21 protein-coding genes are annotated in these 21,059 nt (G+C 66.1%); 8 read left to right on the top strand and 13 right to left on the bottom strand.

Features of this window, described 5'->3' with window-relative positions:
• Window positions 1-6: 6 nt before the first annotated feature.
• The 3 genes from K3A84_RS03975 to leuA all read right to left on the bottom strand — a co-directional run bounded on the left by K3A84_RS03975 (window position 7) and on the right by leuA (window position 4,004).
• The gene (locus K3A84_RS03975; protein WP_225007998.1) at window positions 7-987 is read right to left on the bottom strand and encodes an NAD(P)H-dependent flavin oxidoreductase; all 981 of its coding nucleotides are present in this window, start codon (window positions 985-987) and stop codon (window positions 7-9) included.
• A 90-nt stretch (window positions 988-1,077) separates the two neighbouring features.
• Complete coding sequence (locus K3A84_RS03970; protein ID WP_225007997.1) at window positions 1,078-2,127, bottom strand: amidohydrolase family protein; 1,050 nt, start codon at window positions 2,125-2,127, stop codon at window positions 1,078-1,080.
• 206 nt (window positions 2,128-2,333) lie between these two features.
• Window positions 2,334-4,004: a 2-isopropylmalate synthase gene (gene leuA, locus K3A84_RS03965; protein WP_225007996.1), complete on the bottom strand. Its 1,671-nt coding sequence runs from the start codon at window positions 4,002-4,004 to the stop codon at window positions 2,334-2,336.
• Between the two features lie 209 nt (window positions 4,005-4,213).
• Here leuA and K3A84_RS03960 point away from each other — a divergent pair, with 209 nt between their 5' ends.
• Window positions 4,214-5,359, top strand: a complete 1,146-nt coding sequence (locus K3A84_RS03960) for an epoxide hydrolase family protein (protein ID WP_225007995.1) — start codon at window positions 4,214-4,216, stop codon at window positions 5,357-5,359.
• 44 nt (window positions 5,360-5,403) lie between these two features.
• On the opposite strand, the gene K3A84_RS03955 is transcribed toward K3A84_RS03960, so the two are convergent.
• From K3A84_RS03955 to miaA, 6 genes are all read right to left on the bottom strand, one after another.
• Window positions 5,404-6,063: a YceI family protein gene (locus tag K3A84_RS03955; protein ID WP_225007994.1), complete on the bottom strand. Its 660-nt coding sequence runs from the start codon at window positions 6,061-6,063 to the stop codon at window positions 5,404-5,406.
• A 98-nt stretch (window positions 6,064-6,161) separates the two neighbouring features.
• Window positions 6,162-6,506, bottom strand: a complete 345-nt coding sequence (locus K3A84_RS03950; protein WP_225007993.1) for an I78 family peptidase inhibitor — start codon at window positions 6,504-6,506, stop codon at window positions 6,162-6,164.
• A gap of 139 nt (window positions 6,507-6,645) precedes the next feature.
• The gene (ilvC, locus tag K3A84_RS03945) at window positions 6,646-7,665 is read right to left on the bottom strand and encodes a ketol-acid reductoisomerase (protein ID WP_225007992.1); all 1,020 of its coding nucleotides are present in this window, start codon (window positions 7,663-7,665) and stop codon (window positions 6,646-6,648) included.
• 129 nt (window positions 7,666-7,794) lie between these two features.
• On the bottom strand, window positions 7,795-8,310 hold the full coding sequence (gene ilvN / locus K3A84_RS03940) for an acetolactate synthase small subunit (RefSeq protein ID WP_225008137.1): 516 nt from the start codon (window positions 8,308-8,310) through the stop codon (window positions 7,795-7,797).
• Between the two features lie 15 nt (window positions 8,311-8,325).
• Entirely contained in the window at window positions 8,326-10,077 is a 1,752-nt protein-coding gene (gene ilvB / locus K3A84_RS03935) for a biosynthetic-type acetolactate synthase large subunit (RefSeq protein ID WP_225007991.1), read from the bottom strand.
• A 205-nt stretch (window positions 10,078-10,282) separates the two neighbouring features.
• Complete coding sequence (gene miaA, locus K3A84_RS03930) at window positions 10,283-11,272, bottom strand: tRNA (adenosine(37)-N6)-dimethylallyltransferase MiaA (RefSeq protein WP_225007990.1); 990 nt, start codon at window positions 11,270-11,272, stop codon at window positions 10,283-10,285.
• Here miaA and serB point away from each other — a divergent pair.
• A complete protein-coding gene (gene serB, locus K3A84_RS03925; RefSeq protein ID WP_225007989.1) occupies window positions 11,265-12,149 on the top strand; it encodes a phosphoserine phosphatase SerB in 885 nt (294 codons plus the stop codon). The genes miaA and serB overlap by 8 nt on opposite strands.
• A gap of 80 nt (window positions 12,150-12,229) precedes the next feature.
• A complete protein-coding gene (locus tag K3A84_RS03920) occupies window positions 12,230-13,033 on the top strand; it encodes a ubiquinone biosynthesis protein COQ4 (RefSeq protein ID WP_225008136.1) in 804 nt (267 codons plus the stop codon).
• 10 nt (window positions 13,034-13,043) lie between these two features.
• On the opposite strand, the gene K3A84_RS03915 is transcribed toward K3A84_RS03920, so the two are convergent.
• The 4 genes from K3A84_RS03915 to K3A84_RS03900 are packed head-to-tail and all read right to left on the bottom strand — an operon-like array spanning window position 13,044 to window position 17,404.
• Window positions 13,044-13,646 (bottom strand): hypothetical protein, encoded by a 603-nt coding sequence (locus K3A84_RS03915; protein WP_225007988.1) that lies wholly within the window; start codon window positions 13,644-13,646, stop codon window positions 13,044-13,046.
• A 60-nt stretch (window positions 13,647-13,706) separates the two neighbouring features.
• Window positions 13,707-15,890 (bottom strand): phosphoribosylformylglycinamidine synthase subunit PurL, encoded by a 2,184-nt coding sequence (gene purL, locus K3A84_RS03910; protein ID WP_225007987.1) that lies wholly within the window; start codon window positions 15,888-15,890, stop codon window positions 13,707-13,709.
• A 33-nt stretch (window positions 15,891-15,923) separates the two neighbouring features.
• Window positions 15,924-16,733 carry an enoyl-CoA hydratase/isomerase family protein gene (locus K3A84_RS03905; RefSeq protein WP_225007986.1) on the bottom strand — a complete coding sequence of 270 codons (810 nt, stop codon included), beginning with the start codon at window positions 16,731-16,733 and terminating at the stop codon, window positions 15,924-15,926.
• Entirely contained in the window at window positions 16,730-17,404 is a 675-nt protein-coding gene (locus K3A84_RS03900) for a hypothetical protein (RefSeq protein ID WP_225007985.1), read from the bottom strand. Before K3A84_RS03900 ends, K3A84_RS03905 begins: the two co-directional genes overlap by 4 nt.
• Window positions 17,405-17,470: 66 nt before the next feature.
• Here K3A84_RS03900 and K3A84_RS03895 point away from each other — a divergent pair, with 66 nt between their 5' ends.
• From K3A84_RS03895 to queA, 5 genes are all read left to right on the top strand, one after another.
• Window positions 17,471-17,722: an exodeoxyribonuclease VII small subunit gene (locus K3A84_RS03895; protein ID WP_225007984.1), complete on the top strand. Its 252-nt coding sequence runs from the start codon at window positions 17,471-17,473 to the stop codon at window positions 17,720-17,722.
• Window positions 17,719-18,627, top strand: a complete 909-nt coding sequence (locus K3A84_RS03890) for a polyprenyl synthetase family protein (RefSeq protein WP_225007983.1) — start codon at window positions 17,719-17,721, stop codon at window positions 18,625-18,627. Before K3A84_RS03895 ends, K3A84_RS03890 begins: the two co-directional genes overlap by 4 nt.
• Complete coding sequence (gene coaD, locus K3A84_RS03885; RefSeq protein WP_225007982.1) at window positions 18,628-19,140, top strand: pantetheine-phosphate adenylyltransferase; 513 nt, start codon at window positions 18,628-18,630, stop codon at window positions 19,138-19,140.
• Window positions 19,141-19,259: 119 nt separating this feature from the next.
• Window positions 19,260-19,967 (top strand): peptidylprolyl isomerase, encoded by a 708-nt coding sequence (locus K3A84_RS03880; protein WP_225007981.1) that lies wholly within the window; start codon window positions 19,260-19,262, stop codon window positions 19,965-19,967.
• A gap of 43 nt (window positions 19,968-20,010) precedes the next feature.
• Complete coding sequence (queA, locus tag K3A84_RS03875) at window positions 20,011-21,045, top strand: tRNA preQ1(34) S-adenosylmethionine ribosyltransferase-isomerase QueA (RefSeq protein ID WP_225007980.1); 1,035 nt, start codon at window positions 20,011-20,013, stop codon at window positions 21,043-21,045.
• Window positions 21,046-21,059: the final 14 nt, after the last annotated feature.

The raw sequence follows: 21,059 nt of genomic DNA, 5'->3' as shown, positions 1-21,059 counted from the left end.
AGCGGTTCAGCGCAGGAACGGCGCGCTGTTGGCGGAAAGCGCGGCAGCGGCTTCGCGGTATTCGGCTTCGAAGCGGGCGACGCGGGTTTCGACCGATTCGATGGCGTCGATCGCGCCGATGCCCTGGCCCGACCCCCAGATGTCCTTCCACGCCTTGGCTTCGGTATTGCCGCCCGAACCGAAATTCATCTTGGTGGGATCGCTGACCGGCAGGTTGTCGGGATCGAGCCCGGCGGCGACGATCGAGGGGCGCAGGTAGTTGCCATGCACCCCGGTGAAGAGGTTCGAATAGACGATGTCGTCTGCGTGGCCTTCGACGATGGCGTTCTTGTAAGCGTCGGGCGCGCGGGCTTCCTCGGTCGCGATCCAGGCCGAGCCGATATAGGCGAAATCGGCGCCCAATGCCTGGGCTGCGAGGATCGAGCGGCCGTGGCCGATCGCGCCCGACAGCGCGACCGGGCCATCGAACCAGCTGCGGATTTCCTGCATCAGCGCGAAGGGTGAAAGGGTGCCGGCGTGGCCACCGGCGCCGGCGGCGACCGGGATCAGGCCGTCCGCGCCCTTTTCGACGGCCTTGTGGGCGAAGCGATCGTCGATCACGTCGTGCAGCACGATGCCGCCCCAGCGGTGCGCCGCGTTGTAAACGTCTTCGCGCGCGCCGAGCGACGTGATGAGCATCGGCACCTGCCACTTTTCGCAGAGCGCCATGTCTTCATCGAGGCGGTTGTTGGTCTTGTGCACGATCTGGTTGACCGCGAAGGGCGCGGCAGGGCGATCGGGATTGGCGCGATTGTGCGCGGCCAGCTCCTCGGTGATCTGGTGCAGCCATTCGTCGAGCAGGCTGATCGGGCGCGCGTTGAGCGAGGGGAACGAGCCGACCACGCCTGCCTTGCACTGCGCGATGACCATCTCCGGCCCCGAGATGATGAACAGCGGAGAGGCGATGACCGGCAGGCGGAGCTTGGAAAACAGCGGCGGCAGCGACATCGGTGATCCTCCCATACAGCCCTTTAATCGGGCGATTAAGAAGGGCTACCAAGCCGCGCCGCCGCTGTCAAAGCTTCCCGTGTGGGCAGATCACGCCGCGTCGAGCAGGTGCTCCACGCCATAGACCTTCGCCGCCGTGCCGGCGAACAGCGCGCGCTTTTCACCCGCCGATGCCCCGGTCGAGAGGCGCTTGAAGGCGTTCCACAGCGTGCGGTAGTCCGCGCCCCAGCGATCGACCGGGAAGTTGCTTTCGAACATCGCGCGGTTGGCGCCGAAAGCGTCGATGCAGGTTTCGATGTAGGGGCGCCACATCGCGGCCAGCACTTCCGAGCCGATCCCGGCGGCAGGGCCCTTTTCGGGCATCATGCAGAAGGCCATGGCAAGGCCGCCCAGCTTGACCGAAACGTTGGGGCATTCGGCCAGCGTGCGGATCTTGGCGCGCCAGGTGTCGAAGCGTTCGGGCAGCTTGCCCTTGTAGCTGGCGATGCCCAGCGGGGTGCCGCAGTGATCGAGCACGATCGGCTGGTCGGGGAAGGCGCGCGCCAAGTCGATCACGTCGTCGAGCTGGGGTTCGATCACCCAGGCATCGAACGTCAGGCCCATCGCGCCCAGGTGCCTGAACCCCGCGCGGAAGGCGTCGCTGCGGTAGAGCCCTTCGGGGGCGTGGAACGGAGGGCCGAGCACTTCGGGATCGGCATCCCAGGCGGCGGCATGGCGAATGCCCCTGAAGCGGCCATTTCCGGCAGCGACGAGGGCTTCGAGCACACCCTTCGCGCCATCGCCCAGCGTCATGTCGGCATGGCCGACGATCCCCGCGCAGGGGCGATAGGCGCCGTAGAGGCCGCTCGCGCCCTGGGCGGCGACGCCGTTGACGTATTCGACTTCGCCGACCGGCTTCATCGCCTGTTCGGCGCCGCTGCGGTAGAACGCGCCGCATTCCATGAACACGGTGCCGATGACGTTGTGGCCCGACTGGGTGTCGGTCAGCAGCTCGTTGAAGGTGTAGTAGGGCGCCAGCGTCAGCGCCTCGATGAAGGGGTGGCGCGGCTGCGGGAACGAATCGATCAGCGGGCGCAGGTCCCACAAGTGGTGGTGCGGATCGATGATCGGCAGGTCAGGCTCGAGAATCGCTTCAGGCATACCGGCTCCCAATTGTCTGCGGCCTCTTCGTGGGCTCGGGCGCGAGTATGGAGCAAGCAGCGGGGCCTGCAAGATTAATTGATCGGTTGAGGGAGGCGGCGTCGGGCAGTTGTGCCGTTGCCCACCCCCGCTGCGACTGGGACCTGCCTTTCGGCAGGCCCTAGTCTCGCTGCCCCTCCCGCTGGCGGGAGGGGTGTCTCAGCAGATCAGCCGACCGCGTTGGCGGCGGAGAGGATGGCGCGGACGCTGGCGGTGGCGACGTCTTCGTCGATGCCGACGCCCCAGATCACGCGGCCATCGGCGGCCACGCATTCGACATAGGCCGCCGCGCGCGCATCGCTGCCGCCCGACATGGCGTGTTCGGAATAATCGCGCACGTCGATATCGATGCCGAAGCCGTCCTTGAGCGTGGCGACGACCGACGAGATCAGCCCGTTGCCCCTGCCGCTGACGGTCTGGATCTTGCCGTCGACCTCGATCTTGCCCGCAAAGATGCGGGTGCCGTCAGGCGCGCGGCTTTCCTCGTAGTCGACCAGCTGGAAGTGCTGCGGTACATCGAGCCGGTAGGCCTTGCGGAACACGCCCCAGATGTCGGCGGCCTGCAGTTCGCGGCCCAATTCATCGGCCAGTTCCTGCACGTGGCGGCTGAAGTGCGCCTGCATCTTCTTGGGCAGCTTGAGGCCCTGGTCCTGTTCGAGCACCCAGGCAAAGCCGCCCTTGCCCGACTGCGAGTTGACGCGGATCACCGCTTCGTAGCTGCGGCCAAGGTCGGCCGGATCGATCGGCAGGTAGGGCACGGACCAGAGTTCGTCGTTGCGCTTTTCCTGCGCGGCGAAGCCCTTCTTGATCGCGTCCTGATGACTGCCCGAAAACGCCGTGAACACCAGTTCGCCGCCATAGGGGTGGCGCGGGTGGACAGGCAGCTGGTTGCAGTATTCGACCGTCTGGATGACTTCGTCGATGTCCGAGAAATCGAGGCCGGGGTCGACGCCCTGCGTGTAGAGATTGAGGCCCATGGTCACGAGGCAACAGTTGCCGGTGCGCTCGCCATTGCCGAACAGGCAACCTTCGACGCGGTCCGCGCCCGCCATCAGGCCGAGTTCGGCGGCGGCGACGCCGGTGCCGCGATCGTTGTGGGTGTGCAAGCTGATCACCGCGCGGTCGCGACCCGGCAGGTTGCGGCAGAAATACTCGATCTGGTCGGCATAGATGTTCGCGGTCGAGGCTTCGACCGTGGCCGGCAGGTTGAGGATGATCGGCTTTTCGACCGTGGGCTGGAGAATTTCCATCACCGCTTCGCAGCATTCGATGCTGAAATCGACTTCGGCGGTGGAGAAGGTCTCCGGGCTATATTCGAAGTGCCAGTCGGTTTGCGGGAAGCGCGCGGCCTGATCGCGCAGGAAGGTGGCGCCAGCGCGCGCGATTTCCTTGATCTCGGCCTTTTCCATGCCGAACACGACCTGGCGCCACAGCGGCGACACGGCGTTGTAGACGTGGACGATCGCCTGCTTGGCACCCGCGAGGCTTTCGAAGCTGGTGCGGATGAGGTCTTCGCGCGACTGCGTGAGTACCTGCACGAACACGTCATCGGGGATCTTGCCCTGATCGACGAGGCCGCGGATGAAATCGTACTCGGTGGCGCCCGCGCTGGGGAAGCCGACCTCGATTTCCTTGATGCCGACCTTGAGCAGCAGGTCGAAGAAGCGGGCCTTCTTGTCCGCGTCCATCGGATCGATCAGCGACTGGTTGCCATCGCGCATGTCGGTCGACAGCCAGCGCGGGGCCTTGTCGATCACGCGGCCGGGCCACTGGCGATCGGGCAGGTGGATCTGCGGGAACGGGCGATACTTGACCGAAGGGTCCTTCAGCATGGTCATGGGAGTGCAAACTCTAGCTGGAAATGGATGCGTATGGTGTGGTCCGTAACCCCTGGGCGCCGTGCGCGCCAGTGGGACCGACGCGTCAGCTCACGCCCAAGGGCGGGTAAGTCGCAGGGTAAGGTCCAGCCGGGTAGCCATGCACCAAGCCTATGGTGAATTGCGGCGGACTTGTCCACAGTGAACTGAAACAGGGAAAGGGAGTGAGGATGTCGGCCAGTATCGAAACCGGGAGCATCGAACCGTTCGTCGTGCAGGTGCCGCAAAGCGAGATCGACGATCTCAACCGGCGGCTGGATCTGGCGCGCTGGCCGGAAAAGGAGACCGTCGACGACTGGTCGCAGGGCACGCCGCTGGCCGCGCTCAAGGATCTCGTCGCGCACTGGCGCGACCGCTATGACTGGCGCGCGTGCGAGAGCTGGCTCAACCGGCTGGGGCTGTGGAGCACCACGATCGACGGGCTTGATATCCGCTTCCTGCACGTGCGCTCACCCATCGAGGGGGCACGGCCGCTGGTGCTGACGCATGGCTGGCCGGGCTCGATTCTGGAATTTCGCGGCGCGATCGAGCCGCTGACCCGGCCGACAAGCGGCAAGGCGGAAGAGGCGTTCCACCTCGTCATCCCGTGCCTGCCGGGCTTCGGCTTTTCGGGCAAGCCGACGCAGAAGGGCTGGGGCATCGAGAAGATCGCGCGGGCGTGGGGGCAGCTGATGGCACGGCTGGGCTATGATCGCTGGTACGCCCAAGGCGGCGACTGGGGCGCGGGCGTGACCACGCAGATCGCGATGCAGAACGTGCCCGGATGCGTTGGCATCCACGTCAACATGCCGATCGCGCAGCCGACGCCGGAGGACATGGCCAATCCCGACGCCGCCGACCTGCGCGCGCTGACCGCGCTGAAATTCTATCAGGACTGGGATTCGGGATATTCCAAGGAGCAGGCTACGCGGCCGCAGACAGTGGGATACGGGCTGGTCGATTCGCCGGTGGGGCTGGCCGGGTGGATCTATGAGAAGATGTGGGCCTGGACGGACAACGAAGGGCGGGCCGAGGATGCGCTGAGCCGCGATGCCATGCTCGACAACATCATGCTCTACTGGCTGACGAGCGCGGGCGCTTCGTCGGCGCGGCTCTATTGGGAGAGCTTCGGCAATTTTGCCGCAGGGCCGATGTCGATGCCGGTGGCAGCGAGCGCGTTCCCCAAGGAAGTGTTGCCGACGCCGCGCAAGTGGTTCGAGCGGCATTGCGAGCGGCTGGTCCACTGGGGCACGCTCGACAAGGGCGGGCACTTTGCCGCGTGGGAGCAGCCCGAGGCCTTCGTGCGCGAGTTGCGCGCGGCGTTCGCGCTGATGTGAGGGACGGCGCGGGCGGAGTTTCGCAACTCCGCCCGCCCGCCGCTTCAGCCCTTCTTGACGAAGGCGATGGTGATTTCGAGCGGCACGGCATCGCCCACCAGCGGCACGTAGCCGCCAAGGCCGAATTCGCTGCGCTTGATCGTGGCCTTGCCATGGAAGCCGACCGCGGGGGCCTTGCTCATCATATCGGTGCCCGCGCCCACGAACTGCGCTTCGATGTCGACGGGCCTGGTCACGCCGTTAAGCGTGAGATTGCCCATGATCGTGGCGCTGGTGCCGTCCTTGTGCGGCATGACCATGGTCGAGACATACGTTGCGTCTGCCGGGGCGGGGCCGAAGAAGTCGGGCTTGCCGCCTTCGGTGGCGGGCGCGCGCAGAAGGTGGCCGGTCAGCGCGGGGTTGACGGTGACGATCTTCGACACGGGGATCGTTGCGGTGACCTTGGCTTCGGCGGGCTTGGCCGGATCGAGCGTCAGCGTGCCGCTCACTTCGCCGAACAGGCCGAAGTAATCGTTGAAGCCCATGTGGTTGACGCGCCAGGCGACCAGCGAATGGTTGGGATCGGCGGCATAGGTGCCCGCGACGACGCGCGCCTTGTCCATCTTGCCCGGTGCTTCGGTGGGCATTTGCGCCAGCATCGGCGCGGCGCCCAGCGCGATGAGCGCAAGCGGCAGGGCGATCTTGAGCGTGGTACGGCGTGACATGGATTGGTCTCCCCTGGGATCGGGCGAAAGTGCCGCAGGAATGCGTCGGCACGATGAAACGCGCATCCGGCGCGCGCGTCAATCGCCAGTCGCAGGGTTCAGCCGCAGCGCAGCGTGGCGATGCGGCCGTCCTCGTCGAGGATGAGGTTGAGCCGTTCGGCGATGTAGTCCGATGTGACGGCAGTGCCCGGCGCAATCCAGCGGGCAGGCACAGCACCGACAAAGCGGCCGACCGCAGCGCGCAGGGCGGGACTGTCGTGACGCTTGATCAGGCTGCCAAGCTGCGTCGCGCCGCAAGTATCTTTGTCGGAGGCGCTGGCCTGCGAGGTAGGCAGCAGGGCGGGTTCCGACGCATCGTCGCCCGGCCCGGAATCAGAGGCGCAGCCCGTGATCAGCAGGCACAGAAAGGCCGCGTTGCTCGACAGGGCACGGTTACGGACCATGGGTGCTTTGCGATCCCTTATTATCTCCAAAATGGAGATATCGGGAAAAGCCCTAAGGTTCCATTACCCTGGTCGAGCGGACGCGGCCGTTCGTGGATCAATTGCGGGGAGAGGGAACCCTCTCCCCGCGTGCTGCAGATCAGTTCTTGCTCTTGTCGACCAGCGCGTTGGCGCCGATCCAGGGCATCATGGCGCGCAGCTTGGCGCCGGTTTCCTCGATCTGGTGGCGCTTGGCGGCGATACGCGAGGCCTTAAGTTCCGGCTGGCCAGCGCGATTGTCGAGCACGAAGTCCTTGACGAAGCGGCCCGACTGGATGTCGGCGAGCACGCGCTTCATTTCCTTCTTGGTCTCTTCGGTGATGATGCGCGGACCGGTCTTGATGTCGCCGTATTCGGCGGTGTTCGAGATCGAGTAGCGCATGTTGGCGATGCCGCCTTCATACATCAGGTCGACGATCAGCTTCAGTTCGTGGAGGCATTCGAAGTAGGCCATTTCCGGCGCGTAACCGGCTTCGACCAGCGTTTCGAAGCCCGCCTGGACGAGCGCGGTGGTGCCGCCGCAGAGCACGGCCTGCTCACCGAACAGGTCGGTTTCGCATTCTTCGCGGAAGTTGGTCTCGATGATTCCCGAACGGCCGCCGCCGACGCCCGAGGCGTAGGCAAGGCAGATGTCGTGGGCGTTGCCGGTGGCGTCCTGGTGGACGGCGATCAGGCAGGGCACGCCGCCGCCGCGCTGGTATTCGCTGCGCACGGTGTGGCCGGGGCCCTTGGGCGCGATCATGATCACGTCGATGTCGGCGCGCGCCTCGATCAGGCCGAAGTGGATGTTGAGGCCATGGGCAAAGGCGAGCGCCGCACCGGGCTTCAGGTTCTCATGCAGGTCCGCCGCGTAGATTGCCGCCTGATGCTCGTCGGGCGCGAGGATCATGATGATGTCGGCCCACTTGGCCGCTTCGACGTTCGACAGCACCTTGAAGCCGGCGCCTTCGGCCTTCTTCGCAGTGGCCGAACCTTCGCGCAGCGCGATGGCGACTTCCTTGACGCCGCTGTCGCGCAGGTTCTGCGCGTGGGCGTGGCCCTGCGAGCCGTAGCCGAGCACGGCGATCTTCTTGTCGGTGATCAGGTTCAGATCACAGTCGGCGTCGTAATAGACCTTCATTGGATTTCCCTCGTGTTCGTCATTCCCGCGCGGGCGGGAACCCATCCCCGGTCAGTTGGTCCAGTCGCACCCGCTGGAGATGGACCCCCGCGAAATCGCGGGGATGACGGGTGGTGGATGTGAAAATGCCTACGCGGCGCTCGCTCCGCGGATCATGCCGACGATGCCGGTGCGACCCACTTCGACGAGGCCGAGTTCCTTCATCAGGCCGACGAAGCTGTCGATCTTGTCCGGCGCGCCGGTCAGTTCGAACACGAAGCTCGACGTCGTGGTGTCGACCACCTTGGCGCGGAACACGTCGGCAAGGCGCAGCGCCTCGACGCGGTTCTCGCCCTTGCCCGAAACCTTCACCAGCGCCAGCTCGCGCTCGACGAAGGGGCCGATCTCGGTGAGGTCGGTCACCTTGTGCACGGGTACGAGCCGTTCGAGCTGCGCGCGGATCTGGTCGATCACCGGCGGCGGGCCGTGGGTGACGATGGTGATGCGGCTGACATCGTGGCCATCGGTGATGTCGGCCACGGTCAGGCTGTCGATGTTGTAGCCGCGCGCGGTGAACAGCCCCGCGATCTTGGCGAGGATGCCCGCCTCGTTATCGACGGTGATGGTGAGGACGTGGCGCTCCTGCGCCTCTTGCTTGATGTGCATCATGTCGTTCGGTCCTCAGACAAGCGCCTTGGCTTCGTCGTCCATCGTTCCTGCGACCTCATCCCCGTAGAGGATCATGTCGGTGTGGGCCGCGCCGCTCGGAATCATCGGGAAGCAGTTGGCTTCCTTGGCGACGAGGCAATCGACGATCACCGGGCCGTCGTGATCGATCATCGCCTGGATGCCGGCGTCGAGCTGGCTTTCGTTCTCGATGCGGATGCCCTTCCAGCCATAGGCTTCGGCGAGCTTCACGAAATCCGGCAGGCTGTCCGAGTAGGAGTTCGAATAGCGGCTTTCATAGGTGAGCTCCTGCCACTGGCGCACCATGCCCATCCATTCGTTGTTGAGGATGAACACCTTGACCGGCAGGCGATACTGCGTGGCGGTGCCCAGCTCCTGGATGTTCATCTGGATCGAGGCGTCGCCCGCAACGTCGATCACCAGCGTTCCGGGGTTGCCCAGCTGCGCACCCAATGCGGCAGGCAGGCCATAGCCCATCGTGCCGAGGCCGCCCGAGGTCAGCCACTTGTTGGGCTTCTGGAACGGGAAGTACTGCGCCGCCCACATCTGGTGCTGGCCGACTTCGGTGGCGATGATCGGATCATGTTCGAGGGTGAGGGCGTGGAGCCGCTGAACCGCGTACTGGGGCATGATCTCGCCGGGATTGCGGCGCGGGTAGGCAAGGCTGTTGCGCGCGCGCCAGCCGTCGATGCGGGCGTACCATTCGGTCTGGTCGACCTTGGTGCAGCCCGTTTCGAGCCAGCCTTCGATGATCTGCGACAGCACCTGCGCGCAATCGCCGATCAGTGGCAGGTCGACCGGCACGGTCTTGTTGATCGAGGCGCGGTCGATGTCGATGTGGATCTTCTTGCTGTGCGGCGAGAAGGCATCGAGGCGGCCGGTGACGCGATCGTCGAAGCGCGCGCCGACGCAGACGATCAGGTCCGCGCGGTTCATCGCCATGTTCGATTCGTAGGTGCCGTGCATGCCCAGCATGCCGAGCCACGCCGGATCTTCCGCCGGGAAGGCGCCGAGGCCCATCAGCGTCGAGGTGACGGGCGCGCCGGTCAGCTTCTGCAGCTCGCGCAGCAGGCGGGTCGCTTCGGGGCCGGAATTGATCACGCCGCCGCCGGTGTAGAGGATCGGCGCCTTGGCGGCTGCGATCATGCGCACGGCCTCGGCCACGTCGTCGCGCGGGGCCTGCGTCTGCGGGGCGTAGCGGTTGCGCTGCTGCGGGGCGACCGCGTTCCACGTGGCCTGCGCGATCTGGACGTCCTTGGGGATGTCGATCACGACCGGGCCGGGGCGGCCTTCGGTGGCGATGCGGAATGCCTCGTCGATGATCCCGGCGAGCTGCGAGGGATCCTTCACCAGATAGTTGTGCTTGGTGCAGTGACGCGTGATGCCGATGGTGTCGGCTTCCTGGAACGCGTCCGAGCCGATCAGCGCGGTGGGGACCTGCCCGGTGATGACCACCATCGGGATCGAATCCATGAACGCATCGGCAATGCCGGTGACGGCATTGGTCGCGCCCGGACCCGAGGTGACGAGCACGACGCCCGGCTTGCCGGTGGCACGCGCATAGCCTTCGGCGGCGTGGGCCGCGCCGGCTTCGTGGCGGACGAGGATGTGGCGGATGCGTTCATCGCCGAACAGTGCGTCATAGATCGGCAGCACCGCGCCGCCGGGATAGCCGAACACGAATTCGACGCCCTTGGCGACCAGGCTTTCGACGAGGATTTCGGCGCCGCTGCGCTCGGTTTTCACGAGACAATTTCCTTGCTTGCGAGGGCCGCCCCATAGCGCCGGGACGATCCGAACGAAACACCTGTTGACGATAGCGACACGCATTGCAGGTCGCCGGGGGTGAAAATATTTCGGCCCGGCGCATTGCCTGCGCCGGGCCGTCTCTCCCACCCCGGGACGCCCAACGAAACGCCGGGCATTTGACGGCTTGCTACGTGATACAAAACTATCTGTCAATCGGCTTTGAGCGCAATAAACTTACGGCGTAAGTGGTGTCAATGGAATTATCGTACTCAAGGCGGGGCCAATGCCCCGGATTCTGGTGCTTGCCCCAGGTGAACTGCCGCTTGGCGTAGCGCCGGGTGGCCTGCTGGCCTGCGCGAATCGCATCTGCGCGGGGCATCTCGTCGCGCAGGAACGCCGCGATTTCGGGCACGCCGATCGCGCGCATCACCGGCAGGTTCGGGTCGAGATCGCGCGCGAGCAGGGCCTCGACTTCTTCGACGGCGCCGCGTTGCCACATCCATTCGAAGCGCAGGTCGCAGCGGGCGTAGAGCCAGCCGCGCTCGGGCAGGAGGATCAGCGGGGACAGGGCGACGGCGTCGGCGATGCCCCCTTCGCGCCGGGCCTGCCAGTGGGCGAGGGGCTGGCCCGTGCTGCGCACGACTTCCAGTGCGCGCGCGACGCGCGTGGTGTCGTTGGAATTGAGCGCGGCGGCGCGTTCGGGATCTTCGCGTTCCAGCGCGGCGTAGGCTTCTGCGACGGGCAGGGCGCGCACCTCCGCCCGCACCGTGGCGTCGATGGCGGGGACGGGCGCGATGCCATCGAGCAGCGTGCGGATATAAAGGCCGGTGCCGCCGACGAGGATCGGCAGGGCGCCTCGTTCCTGCGCGGCGGCAATCTCTGCACGGGCGGCGGCGGCCCAGTCGGCGGCGGAACAGGCCTGCGCACCGTCCCATGCGCCGAACAGGCGATGCGGCACACCCTGCATCTCGTCGGTGGAGGGGCGGGCGCTCAACACCTGGAGATCGGCATAGACTTGCGCGCTGTCGGCATTGATCACCACCGCCTCGCGCCCATCAGCGCGTTCGGCCAGCGCGAGCGCCACCGCGAGATCGCTCTTGCCGCTCGCCGTCGGCCCTGCGATGAGCGCCAGCCTCGGCTTCGCCGCCTCGGCGGGGCACACATCATTTTCGAAGGAACTTTTGGTGCTCATCGCGCGGCTGATAGCAGACCCGGACACGCTTGGTGACAATCTTGCGCTCGCCATGGAGATGATCGAGGCGCGCGGCTGGGACGTGGCGGGCGCGGGGATGCTCGATTTCTGCGACAACGTGGTCGAACTGGAACTGGTCGAAGGCGATCCGGCCGAAGTGCGGCGCATTCTCGACCAGTGCTTCCCCGACAGCGACCTGCTGCTGTCCGCCGGGCCGATCGAGGTGCCCAGCCTGTTCGTGTCGGACATGGATTCGACGATGATCGGGCAGGAATGCATCGACGAACTGGCCGATTTCGCCGGGCTGAAAGAACGCATCGCCGCGATCACCGAACGCGCGATGCAGGGCGAACTCGATTTCGAATCCGCGCTGCGCGAGCGCGTGGGGCTGCTCAAGGACTTGCCCGAAGACGCGATCCGCCAGTGTCTCGATGAACGCATCCGCCCGATGCCCGGCGCGCGCACGCTGGTTTCGACGCTGAAAGCGCGCGGATGCCATACGGTGCTGGTGACGGGCGGCTTCCACTCCTTCGCCGATCCGGTCGCCGAGATGCTGGGCTTCGAACGCGTGGTCGGCAACCGGCTGGGCTTGCATGAGGGCGTGCTGACCGGCGGCCTCGTCGGCGGGATCGTCGACAGCTCGGTCAAGAAGAAGGTGCTGCTGGAGGAGACCGCGCGGCTGGGCGAGGGCACCGTCAGCCTTGCCACGGGCGATGGCGCCAACGACATCCCGATGATCGAGGCGGCGAGCTTTGGCCTCGCCTATCGCGCCAAGCCCAAGGCGCGCGCGGCGGCCGATGGCTGGATCGACCGGGGCGACTTGACCGCGATCCTCGACCTGCTGGGCATCCGCCGCGAGGACTGGGTGCTGGATTGACCGCGTGTGCCGTTGACGGCGTATTTACAGGTCTGTAAATATGGTCCCGATAAAGCATCGGGAGAATCCGCGTGAACGCCATGTCCGGCACGATCCAGCCTGACCTGCCGCTCTATGACGAGCGTCGGCCGGAGATGAAGCTGCGTCCGATGAAGGCGTGGCACCATTTCCGCGAGCTGTTGAAGAACAAGGAAAACACCGAGGAGGTGTTCCATATCTTCGAATCGCTGCCTTGGCGGAATCTCAAGCCGACGGCGCTGGCGTTCCTCAAAAGCGAGCGCGGCCAGCAGATTCGCGCGCGGGAATACTGGCTGCCGGGCATTCTCGACGATCACGCGCACCTGCGCACGATGCCCGAAGGCTCGGTGGCGCATGCTTATTGCGATTTCATGGAGCGCGAGGGGCTGACGGCGCAGGGGCTGGTCGACGAGTTTGACAAGTTCGCCAAGGACAAGCCCAAGTTCGAGGACCAGTTCATCTGGTACCTCAACCGCATGCGTGATGTGCACGATCTGCTCCACGTCCTCACCGGCTATGGCCGCGATGCGCTTGGTGAGGCTTGCGTGCTTGCTTTCACCTACAGCCAGCAGCCGAGCCCGGCTCACCTGTTCATCGGCTACATGGCCGGGCTGAACATGAAGAAGCAGGTCAAGAGCGATGCGCCGGTGCTGAAGGCGGTGCGCGAGGGTCAGAAGCTGGGCAAGGCCTGCCCACGACTGTGCGAGCAGTCGATCCTCGACCTGTTGCCGCTGTCGCTGGAGGAAGCGCGGCGGAAGCTGAACATCACGCGCCCGGTGCACTACCATGCCGCGCACGATACCTGGCGGGCGATGGGCGTCGATCCCTACGACCTGCTGGGCAAGAACGCCAAGCAGGCGGCCTGAGCACGACTGGTCAGAAAACCAGCAAAGGCCCTTTCACCACGCTTACGTCGATCATGCCGGCAAGGTCTGGCGGCAGCCGTTGTTCTACCAGTTCGTAAGCGCGTGGATCGTCGAGCGTGATACGGAAGCGATCGGTGGAAGGCGCGTAGTCCATCACCATCTGGCCTGGCAGGCCGGCGAGCAACCCAGTCAGCCGTGTGCGCGCTTCTTCGAGTTCCGCCTTGTCGAAACGGACCGGGTGGACGGCGATGCTGGAGCGGATTTCGGGGCTGGCGTTGGCCAGCAGCGCTGCCTTGTCGAACGGCGGGCGGACGTTCACAGCAGGGCCTCGCTGGTCCTGCCAGACCATCTGGTATCCGGCGAACCGCGTGCGTTCGAGGCGGTAGGCGAACTGCGCCAGTAGCGCGAGGCGTTCCTGCTCCGCGGTGTAGCTGGCGTAGCGTCGGACATAGACAAGATCGCCTTCGGGCGTGGGGAACGGGTTCTCGGCTAGGAAACGCTCGGTGTCGGCCACCTGCGCGACTGGCGGCGCGGCGGCGGCGGGGCGCTTTGCCGTGCAGCCGCCCGCAATGGAAAGGGCGGACGCGATCAGGAGGACGTTGCGCAGGGACATGCCGCACCGAACGTCTGGTCGGTGCGGCTGTTCCGGGCAAGTGTCAGCGTGCAGAGACGATCAGGCTTCCATCCAGTCGCGGAAGAAGGCCTCGTTGGCTTCGCGCAGGGTGTCGATGGCCACGTCGAAGCCCGGACCCTTGACCGAAGTGCCGCCGGTGGTGCCGATACGGGTCATCGGAATGCCCGCAGCCTGGATCTGGTCAGCCACCGTGCTCGTGACGATGTATCGGCCCTGGTCTTCGCCGAAGGCGGTGAAGTGGTCGCCGATTTCTTCGAGCTGGCAACCGATGTTGCTGGCAAGCGCCATTTCCGCGAGCGCGACGAGCAGGCCGCCGTCCGAGACGTCGTGAACCGCGGTCACCTTGCCGTCGGCAATCAGCTCGCGGATGAACTCGCCATGGCGGCGTTCGGCGGCGAGGTCGACCTTGGGCGCTTCACCGTCTTCACGGCCATGGATTTCGCGCAGCCACAGCGACTGGCCGAGGTGGCCGTTGCTCTGGCCGATCACGAAGATCGCTTCGCCTTCGGCCTTGAACGCCACCGTCGCCATCTTCTCGTGATCGAGCATCAGGCCGACGCCGCCGATGGCAGGCGTGGGCAGGATGGCCGAGCCGCCGCCGGTCGCCTTCGATTCGTTGTAGAGCGAGACGTTGCCCGACACGATCGGGTAGTCCAGCGCGCGGCAGGCATCGCCCATGCCGTTCAGCGCCTCGACGATCTGGGCCATGATCTCGGGCCGCTGCGGGTTGGCGAAGTTGAGGCAGTTGGTGATGGCAAGCGGCGTCGCGCCGACCGCGCAGATGTTGCGGAAGGTTTCGGCCACCGCCTGCTTGCCGCCTTCGTAGGGGTCGGCGAAGCAGTAGCGCGGCGTGCAGTCGGTGCTGATCGCCAGCGCCTTGTCGGTGCCGTGGATGCGCACCACGGCGGCATCGCCGCCCGACTTCTGCAGCGTGTCCGCGCCGACCTGGCTGTCGTACTGTTCGAAGATCCAGCGGCGGTTGGCGAGATCGGGCGAGCCGATCAGCTTGACGAGGTCTGCGCCAAGGTCGGTGCTGGCGGGGACATTCCCCAGCGGCGCGACGTTCGCCCAGGCCTTGTATTCGTCCAGCGAGAGGTGCGGGCGGTCGTACAGCGGCGCGTCTTCGGCGAGGGGGCCAAGCGGGATGTCGCACACGGTTTCGCCCTGGAACGTCAGGACCATGTGGCCGGTGTCGGTCACTTCGCCGATCACGGCAAAGTCCAGCTCCCACTTCTTGAAGATGGCTTCGGCCATGGCTTCCTTGCCGGGCTTGAGCACCATGAGCATGCGCTCCTGGCTTTCCGACAGCATCATTTCGTAAGGGGTCATGCCCTCTTCGCGGCAGGGCACCTTGTCCATGTTGAGCACGATGCCGGCCTTGCCGTTGGTGGCCATTTCCACCGACGAGGAAGTAAGGCCCGCCGCGCCCATGTCCTGGATCGCGACGATGGCGTCGGTCGCCATCAGTTCGAGGCAGGCCTCGATCAGCAGCTTTTCGGTGAAGGGGTCGCCCACCTGAACAGTCGGGCGCTTGGCTTCCGAATCCTCGCCGAAATCGGCGCTGGCCATGGTCGCGCCATGGATGCCGTCGCGGCCGGTCTTGGAGCCGACATAGACGATCGGATTGCCGAGGCCCGTGGCCGCCGAATAGAAGATCTTGTCGGCATCGGCCACGCCCACGGTCATCGCGTTGACGAGGATGTTACCGTCATAGGCGGGGTGGAAGTTGGTCTCGCCACCGACAGTCGGCACGCCGACGCAGTTGCCGTAGCCGCCGATGCCCGCGACCACGCCCTGCACCAGATGCTTCATCTTGGGGTGGTCGGGACGGCCGAAGCGCAGCGCGTTCATGTTGGCGACCGGGCGCGCGCCCATGGTGAACACATCGCGCAGGATGCCGCCGACGCCGGTCGCCGCGCCCTGATAGGGCTCGATGTAGCTGGGGTGGTTATGGCTCTCCATCTTGAAGATGGCGGCCTGACCATCGCCGATGTCGATCACGCCCGCGTTCTCGCCAGGGCCGCAGATCACCCACGGCGCTTCGGTCGGCAGCTTCTTGAGGTGGATGCGGCTCGACTTGTAGGAACAGTGCTCCGACCACATCACCGAGAAGATGCCGAGTTCGACCATGTTCGGCTCGCGCCCCAGCGCGTGCAGCACGCGGGCGTATTCTTCCTCGGACAGCCCGTGGGCGGCGACGATTTCGGCAGTGATCTGAGACATGGCTCGCCCCTTAGCGCCGCCCGACCAAAAGGGCTAGTCCGCGAGTATGTCTTCGCCCTCGTTGAGGAAGCGCGCGATCAGGTGGTCGGTTTCGGGGCTGTCGATCAGGGTGCCGGCAAATTCGCGCGCGGTCTGATCGAGAAGCGCATTCCCATCGCCGCCTGCCTCGATCATCCGCGCAAGTCGGCGCGTCGCATCGATGCCGATGCGCGGACGTGCAGCGTATTGCTGCGCCAGTTCGAGCCCTCGCGCGCGGGCGTCGGCCACCAGTTCATCGACCACGCCGAGCCGGTATGCCTCGTCGGGTGAGAACACGGCGCCGCGCATCACCGCCGCCGTCGCGCGGGCCGGACCGATCAGCCGCGCCAGCAGGTATTGCCCGCCCACGCCGGGAATGATGCCGAGCCGCGTTTCCGGCAGGCCGATCCGATAGTCGCCTTCCTGCGCCACGCGCATGTCGAAACTCAGCGCAAATTCGCAGCCCCCGCCCATGCACATGCCGTTGATCGCGGCGACGGTCGGGATCGGCGAATCGAGCATGGTCTTGATGAGATCGAGAACGGCCGAGCCCTTGTCGAAGTTTTCCGGACCGATCCGTCCGTCGGCAAGCGCGGCGGACACATTGGCGATCTCGCCAACGTCGTAGTGGCGGATGAACACGCCTGCGATGCCGCCGGTGACGAGGATTGCACCGACCGAATCGTCGATTTGCGCCGCGCGCACGGTGTCGAGCAGATCGTTCGCCATCCGTGCGTTCATGTACCCGCGCGGCGGATTGGTCAGGGTGATTTCGAGGACGCGGCCATGGCGGCGAGTCGATACGGGGGAGGTGCTGTCGGTCACGGGCGTTCTCCGGAAAGCGCGCTGCGGCCCGCCCACTGGCAGAGCGCGGCGACGAGAAGATAGGCAAAGATCGCGGTCAGCGAGGCGGAAGGGCCGGCGTCGGTCGAGCGCGGGCCGAACCAGTCGATCGCCTGCACCAGCAGCAGCACGATGCACAGCACCGCGACCGGCAGCGCCCGCGGGCGGCGCTTGCGGACGTAGAAGGCCAGCGCGCCGAAGGTGAGCCCCAGTTCCAGCGGCTTTTCGATCAAAGGCGCGTTCCACAGGCCCAGGCCCAGCATCGGCGGCACGCCCGCGATGGTCAGGTCGGGTCGGTGGACGACAAGGTCGAGCAGCCAGTGCGACAGCACCACCGCGCCCGCGATCAATGCTGCCGGGCGGCTGCGCGTGGCCAGCCAGACCGGCAGGGCGAAAGCCAGCGCGAAGACGGCTCCGCCCAGCAGGCTGTGCGTATAGGGCGCAAAATCGAGCATCAGCCAGTTGCTGGCGGTGGCGCCCGGCACGAAACGGAAATGCTCCACGCCGATCATGGCAAGGGCGAAGAAGGCGATGTCCACCAGTTGGGCGGCAATCGCCAGCGTGCCGAGGCGCGGGGCCTTGGGGTGTGCGCCTGCCGCAAACGCGGCGCTCCAGTGGCCGATGAACATCCCCGGATCCCCTCGTGGCCGCATTGTCGCAGCCTTTTCATGTCCCACCATGCTTGACCCGCCGCCGTCGCCGGGTCAATGCTGCGGGCGATGGGAACCCAGCCTGATATCGCCGCGCTTTCGTTCGAAGAGGCGCTGAGGGCGCTCGAAGACGTCGTGCGCCGGCTCGAAAGCGGCGAAGCGCCGCTCGACGAATCGATCGAACTCTATGCCCGCGGCGATCGCTTGCGTGCGCATTGCCAGGCGCGGCTCGATGCCGCGCAGGCGCGGATCGAGGCGATCGTCGCCGACCGCGACGGCAAGGCCACGGGCACGTGCCCCTTCGACGAAACCGCGGCATGAGCGCTGAGACGCAGACCGCCGGGCTGCTCAAGCCCGCGCTGGTGCAGATCGCGCGCGAAATCGACGCGAGCTTCGATGCGCTGCTGCCGCTCGCAGGCGACCAGCGCGACCGCTTGATCGAGGCGATGCGTTATGCCGCGATCGGCGGGGGCAAGCGCATGCGCCCGCTGCTGCTGGCGGCAACGGCGGGGCTGTTCGGGGCCGACCGGACCTCGGCCATCCGGGCCGGGACCGCGATCGAGGCGATCCACGTCTATTCGCTGATCCACGACGACCTGCCGTGCATGGACGATGACGCCCTGCGCCACGGCAAGCCGACCCTTCACGTCAAGTACGACGAGGCGACCGCAGTGCTGGCGGGCGATGCGCTCCACGCCTTCGCGTTCGAAGTGCTGGCCGATCCGGACATGAGCGGCGATCCTTTCGTGCGCATCGAACTGGTGCGCACGCTGGCCACGGCCAGCGGCATGAACGGCATGGCCGGTGGCCAGATGATGGATATCGAGGCGGAGAAGGGCGGGTTCGACCTGCAGACCGTCACCCGGCTCCAGCAGTTGAAGACCGGCGCGCTGCTGGGCGCGGCGGTGGAGATGGGCGCGATTCTCGGCCGCCTGCCCCCCGAAGGCCGCACGCCCTTGCGCGGTTATGCGCGCGATATCGGGCTTGCCTTCCAGATCGCCGACGACCTGCTCGATGCCGAAGGCGACGAGGAAGCGGCCGGCAAGGCTTTGCGCAAGGACGCGGGGGCGGGCAAGGAAACCTTCCTCTCGCTGCTCGGACCCGAGCGCGCGCGCGAACAGGCGCGGATGCTGGTCGATCAGGCGATCGGCCACTTGTCGCAATTCGGCCAGGAGGCCGACCTGCTGCGCGAGATCGCGCGGTTCATCATCGAAAGGGATCGTTGAATGGGAGAGAGGATCGGGATCTATCCCGGCACGTTCGACCCGATCACTCTTGGGCACCTCGACATCATCCGTCGCGGGGCCAAGCTGGTCGACAAGCTGATCATCGGGGTCACCACCAATCCGTCGAAGAACCCGATGTTCTCGCCCGAAGAACGCATGGAGATGGTGACGCGCGAACTGGCCGAACAGGGCGTCGACAATGTCGAGGTCGTCGGCTTCAATGCGCTGCTGATGAAGTTCGCGCGCGCGCAAGGGGCCAGCGTGATCGTGCGTGGCCTGCGCGCCGTGGCGGACTTCGAGTACGAATACCAGATGGCGGGCATGAACCAGCAGCTCGACGACGAGATTGAGACGGTGTTCCTGATGGCCGACGTTTCGCTCCAGCCGATCGCGTCCAAGCTGGTCAAGGAAATCGCGCTGTTCGGTGGGGACATTACCCATTTCGTGACGCCATCGGTGCGCGAAGACGTGGTCGCCCGGGTCGAAATGGTGGGGCGGCTGGGCGACTATTGAGCCCATCGCCCGTCTGGCTCCACGCCATTCGTTCATTGAAGCGTCAGCGCATCGGTCCTATCGGCTGTTCGCGCGGTTTCCGGCCACGGGGTTCCGGCCGCATCGAGGATGACATTCGCATGAAGTTCCGCTCCACCGGCTCGCTGGTTCTTGCCGTCGCCCTGTCCGCGCTCGTGGCGGTTCCGGCCATGGCCCAGAAGGAAAAGCCGGAGATCCGCCCGCTCGAAGTCGAGCGCGTGCAGTCCTCGCAGTCGTTCCCGTATGCGGTCGATCCGGACCAGAGCCACGATCCCGACAACGTGCTCTATCTCGACCTGTCGAACGGCGGGCGCGTCGCCATCCGATTGATGCCGCAATGGGCGCCGCATCACGTCGAGCGGATCAAGGAGCTGGTCAAGCAGGGCTTCTACAACGGCATCATCTTCCACCGCGTGATCGATGGGTTCATGGCCCAGACCGGCGATCCCACGGGCACCGGGCAGGGCGGTTCGAAGCTGCCCGACCTGACCGCCGAGTTCAACGACGCGCCGCACGTGCGCGGCACCGTGTCGATGGCGCGCACCGACGATCCCAATTCGGCCAACAGCCAGTTCTTCATCGTGTTTTATCCGCGCATGGGGCTGGATCACAAGTATTCCGGCTTCGGTCGCGTGATCGCGGGGATGGACGTGGTCGATGCGATCCAGCGCGGCGAGCCGCCTGCCAACCCCACCAAGATCCTCCAGGCCTCGCTCGCCTCGGAGAACAAGCCGCAGGCATTGCCCGTCGCGCCGGCTGCCGCGCCCGCGATCACCGCGGACATGCTGCGCAATTCGAAGTCGAACTAACGGGGTCGAACTGAACGGGCAATCGCGCTAGGGGCCTGTCCCCATGCGCGTTGACCTGTTCGATTTCGACCTTCCGCCCGAAGCCATTGCCCTGCGGCCCGCGCGCCCCCGCGATTCCGCGCGATTGCTGGGCGTGGGGCCTGAGGGGCCTTTCACCGACCACGTGGTGCGCGACCTGCCGTCGCTGCTGCGGGCAGGCGACGTGCTGGTGTTCAACGACACGCGCGTCATTCCCGCCCAGCTCGAAGGCCAGCGCGGCGAGGCGCGGATCGGCGCGACGCTGCACAAGCGCGTGGACCTGCGTCGCTGGCAGGCCTTCGTCCGCAACGCCAAGCGGCTGCGCGAAGGCGACGTGATTGCCTTTGGTGCAGGCGTGACCGCGCAGGCAGAGGCGCGTCACGCCGACGGCAGTTGGACGCTGTTCTTTCCGGGCGACGAGCCGGTCGAAGTGCTGCTCGAACGCGCCGGACGGATGCCCTTGCCGCCCTATATCGCTGGCAAGCGGCCCACCGATGAGCAGGATCGGTCCGACTACCAGACGATGTTCGCGCAAAAGGACGGCGCGGTCGCCGCGCCGACCGCTGCGCTGCACTTCACGCCCGGCCTGATGGCGGCGCTGGCGGAAGCGGGTATCAAGACCGAGACGCTGACGCTCCACGTCGGCGCCGGCACGTTCCTGCCGGTCAAGGCCGAGGATACCGACGACCACGCTATGCACGCGGAATGGGGCACGATCGACGCCGCCACCGCCGATCGCCTCAACGCCGCGCGGGCGGCGGGCAATCGCGTGATCGCGGTTGGCACCACCAGCCTGCGCCTGCTTGAGAGCGCGACCGGCGCCGACAAGGTGATCCGCCCCTTCGAGGGCGACACGTCGATCTTTATCACGCCGGGCTACACCTTCCGCGCGATCGACGGGCTGATGACCAACTTCCACCTGCCCAAGTCGACACTGTTCATGCTCGTGTCCGCGCTGATGGGCCGAGAGCGGATGCAGGCGGCCTATGCCCACGCCATCGCGCAAGGCTATCGCTTCTACAGCTACGGAGATTCGTCGCTGCTGCTGCCCGAGGGGTGAGGACCCTCGACGGG

The sequence above is a fragment of the Novosphingobium percolationis genome (assembly GCF_020179425.1).
GTDB lineage: Bacteria > Pseudomonadota > Alphaproteobacteria > Sphingomonadales > Sphingomonadaceae > Novosphingobium > Novosphingobium percolationis.
Note: the sequence above shows the minus strand (reverse complement) of the source record. Positions and strands in the feature narration are given on the sequence as shown.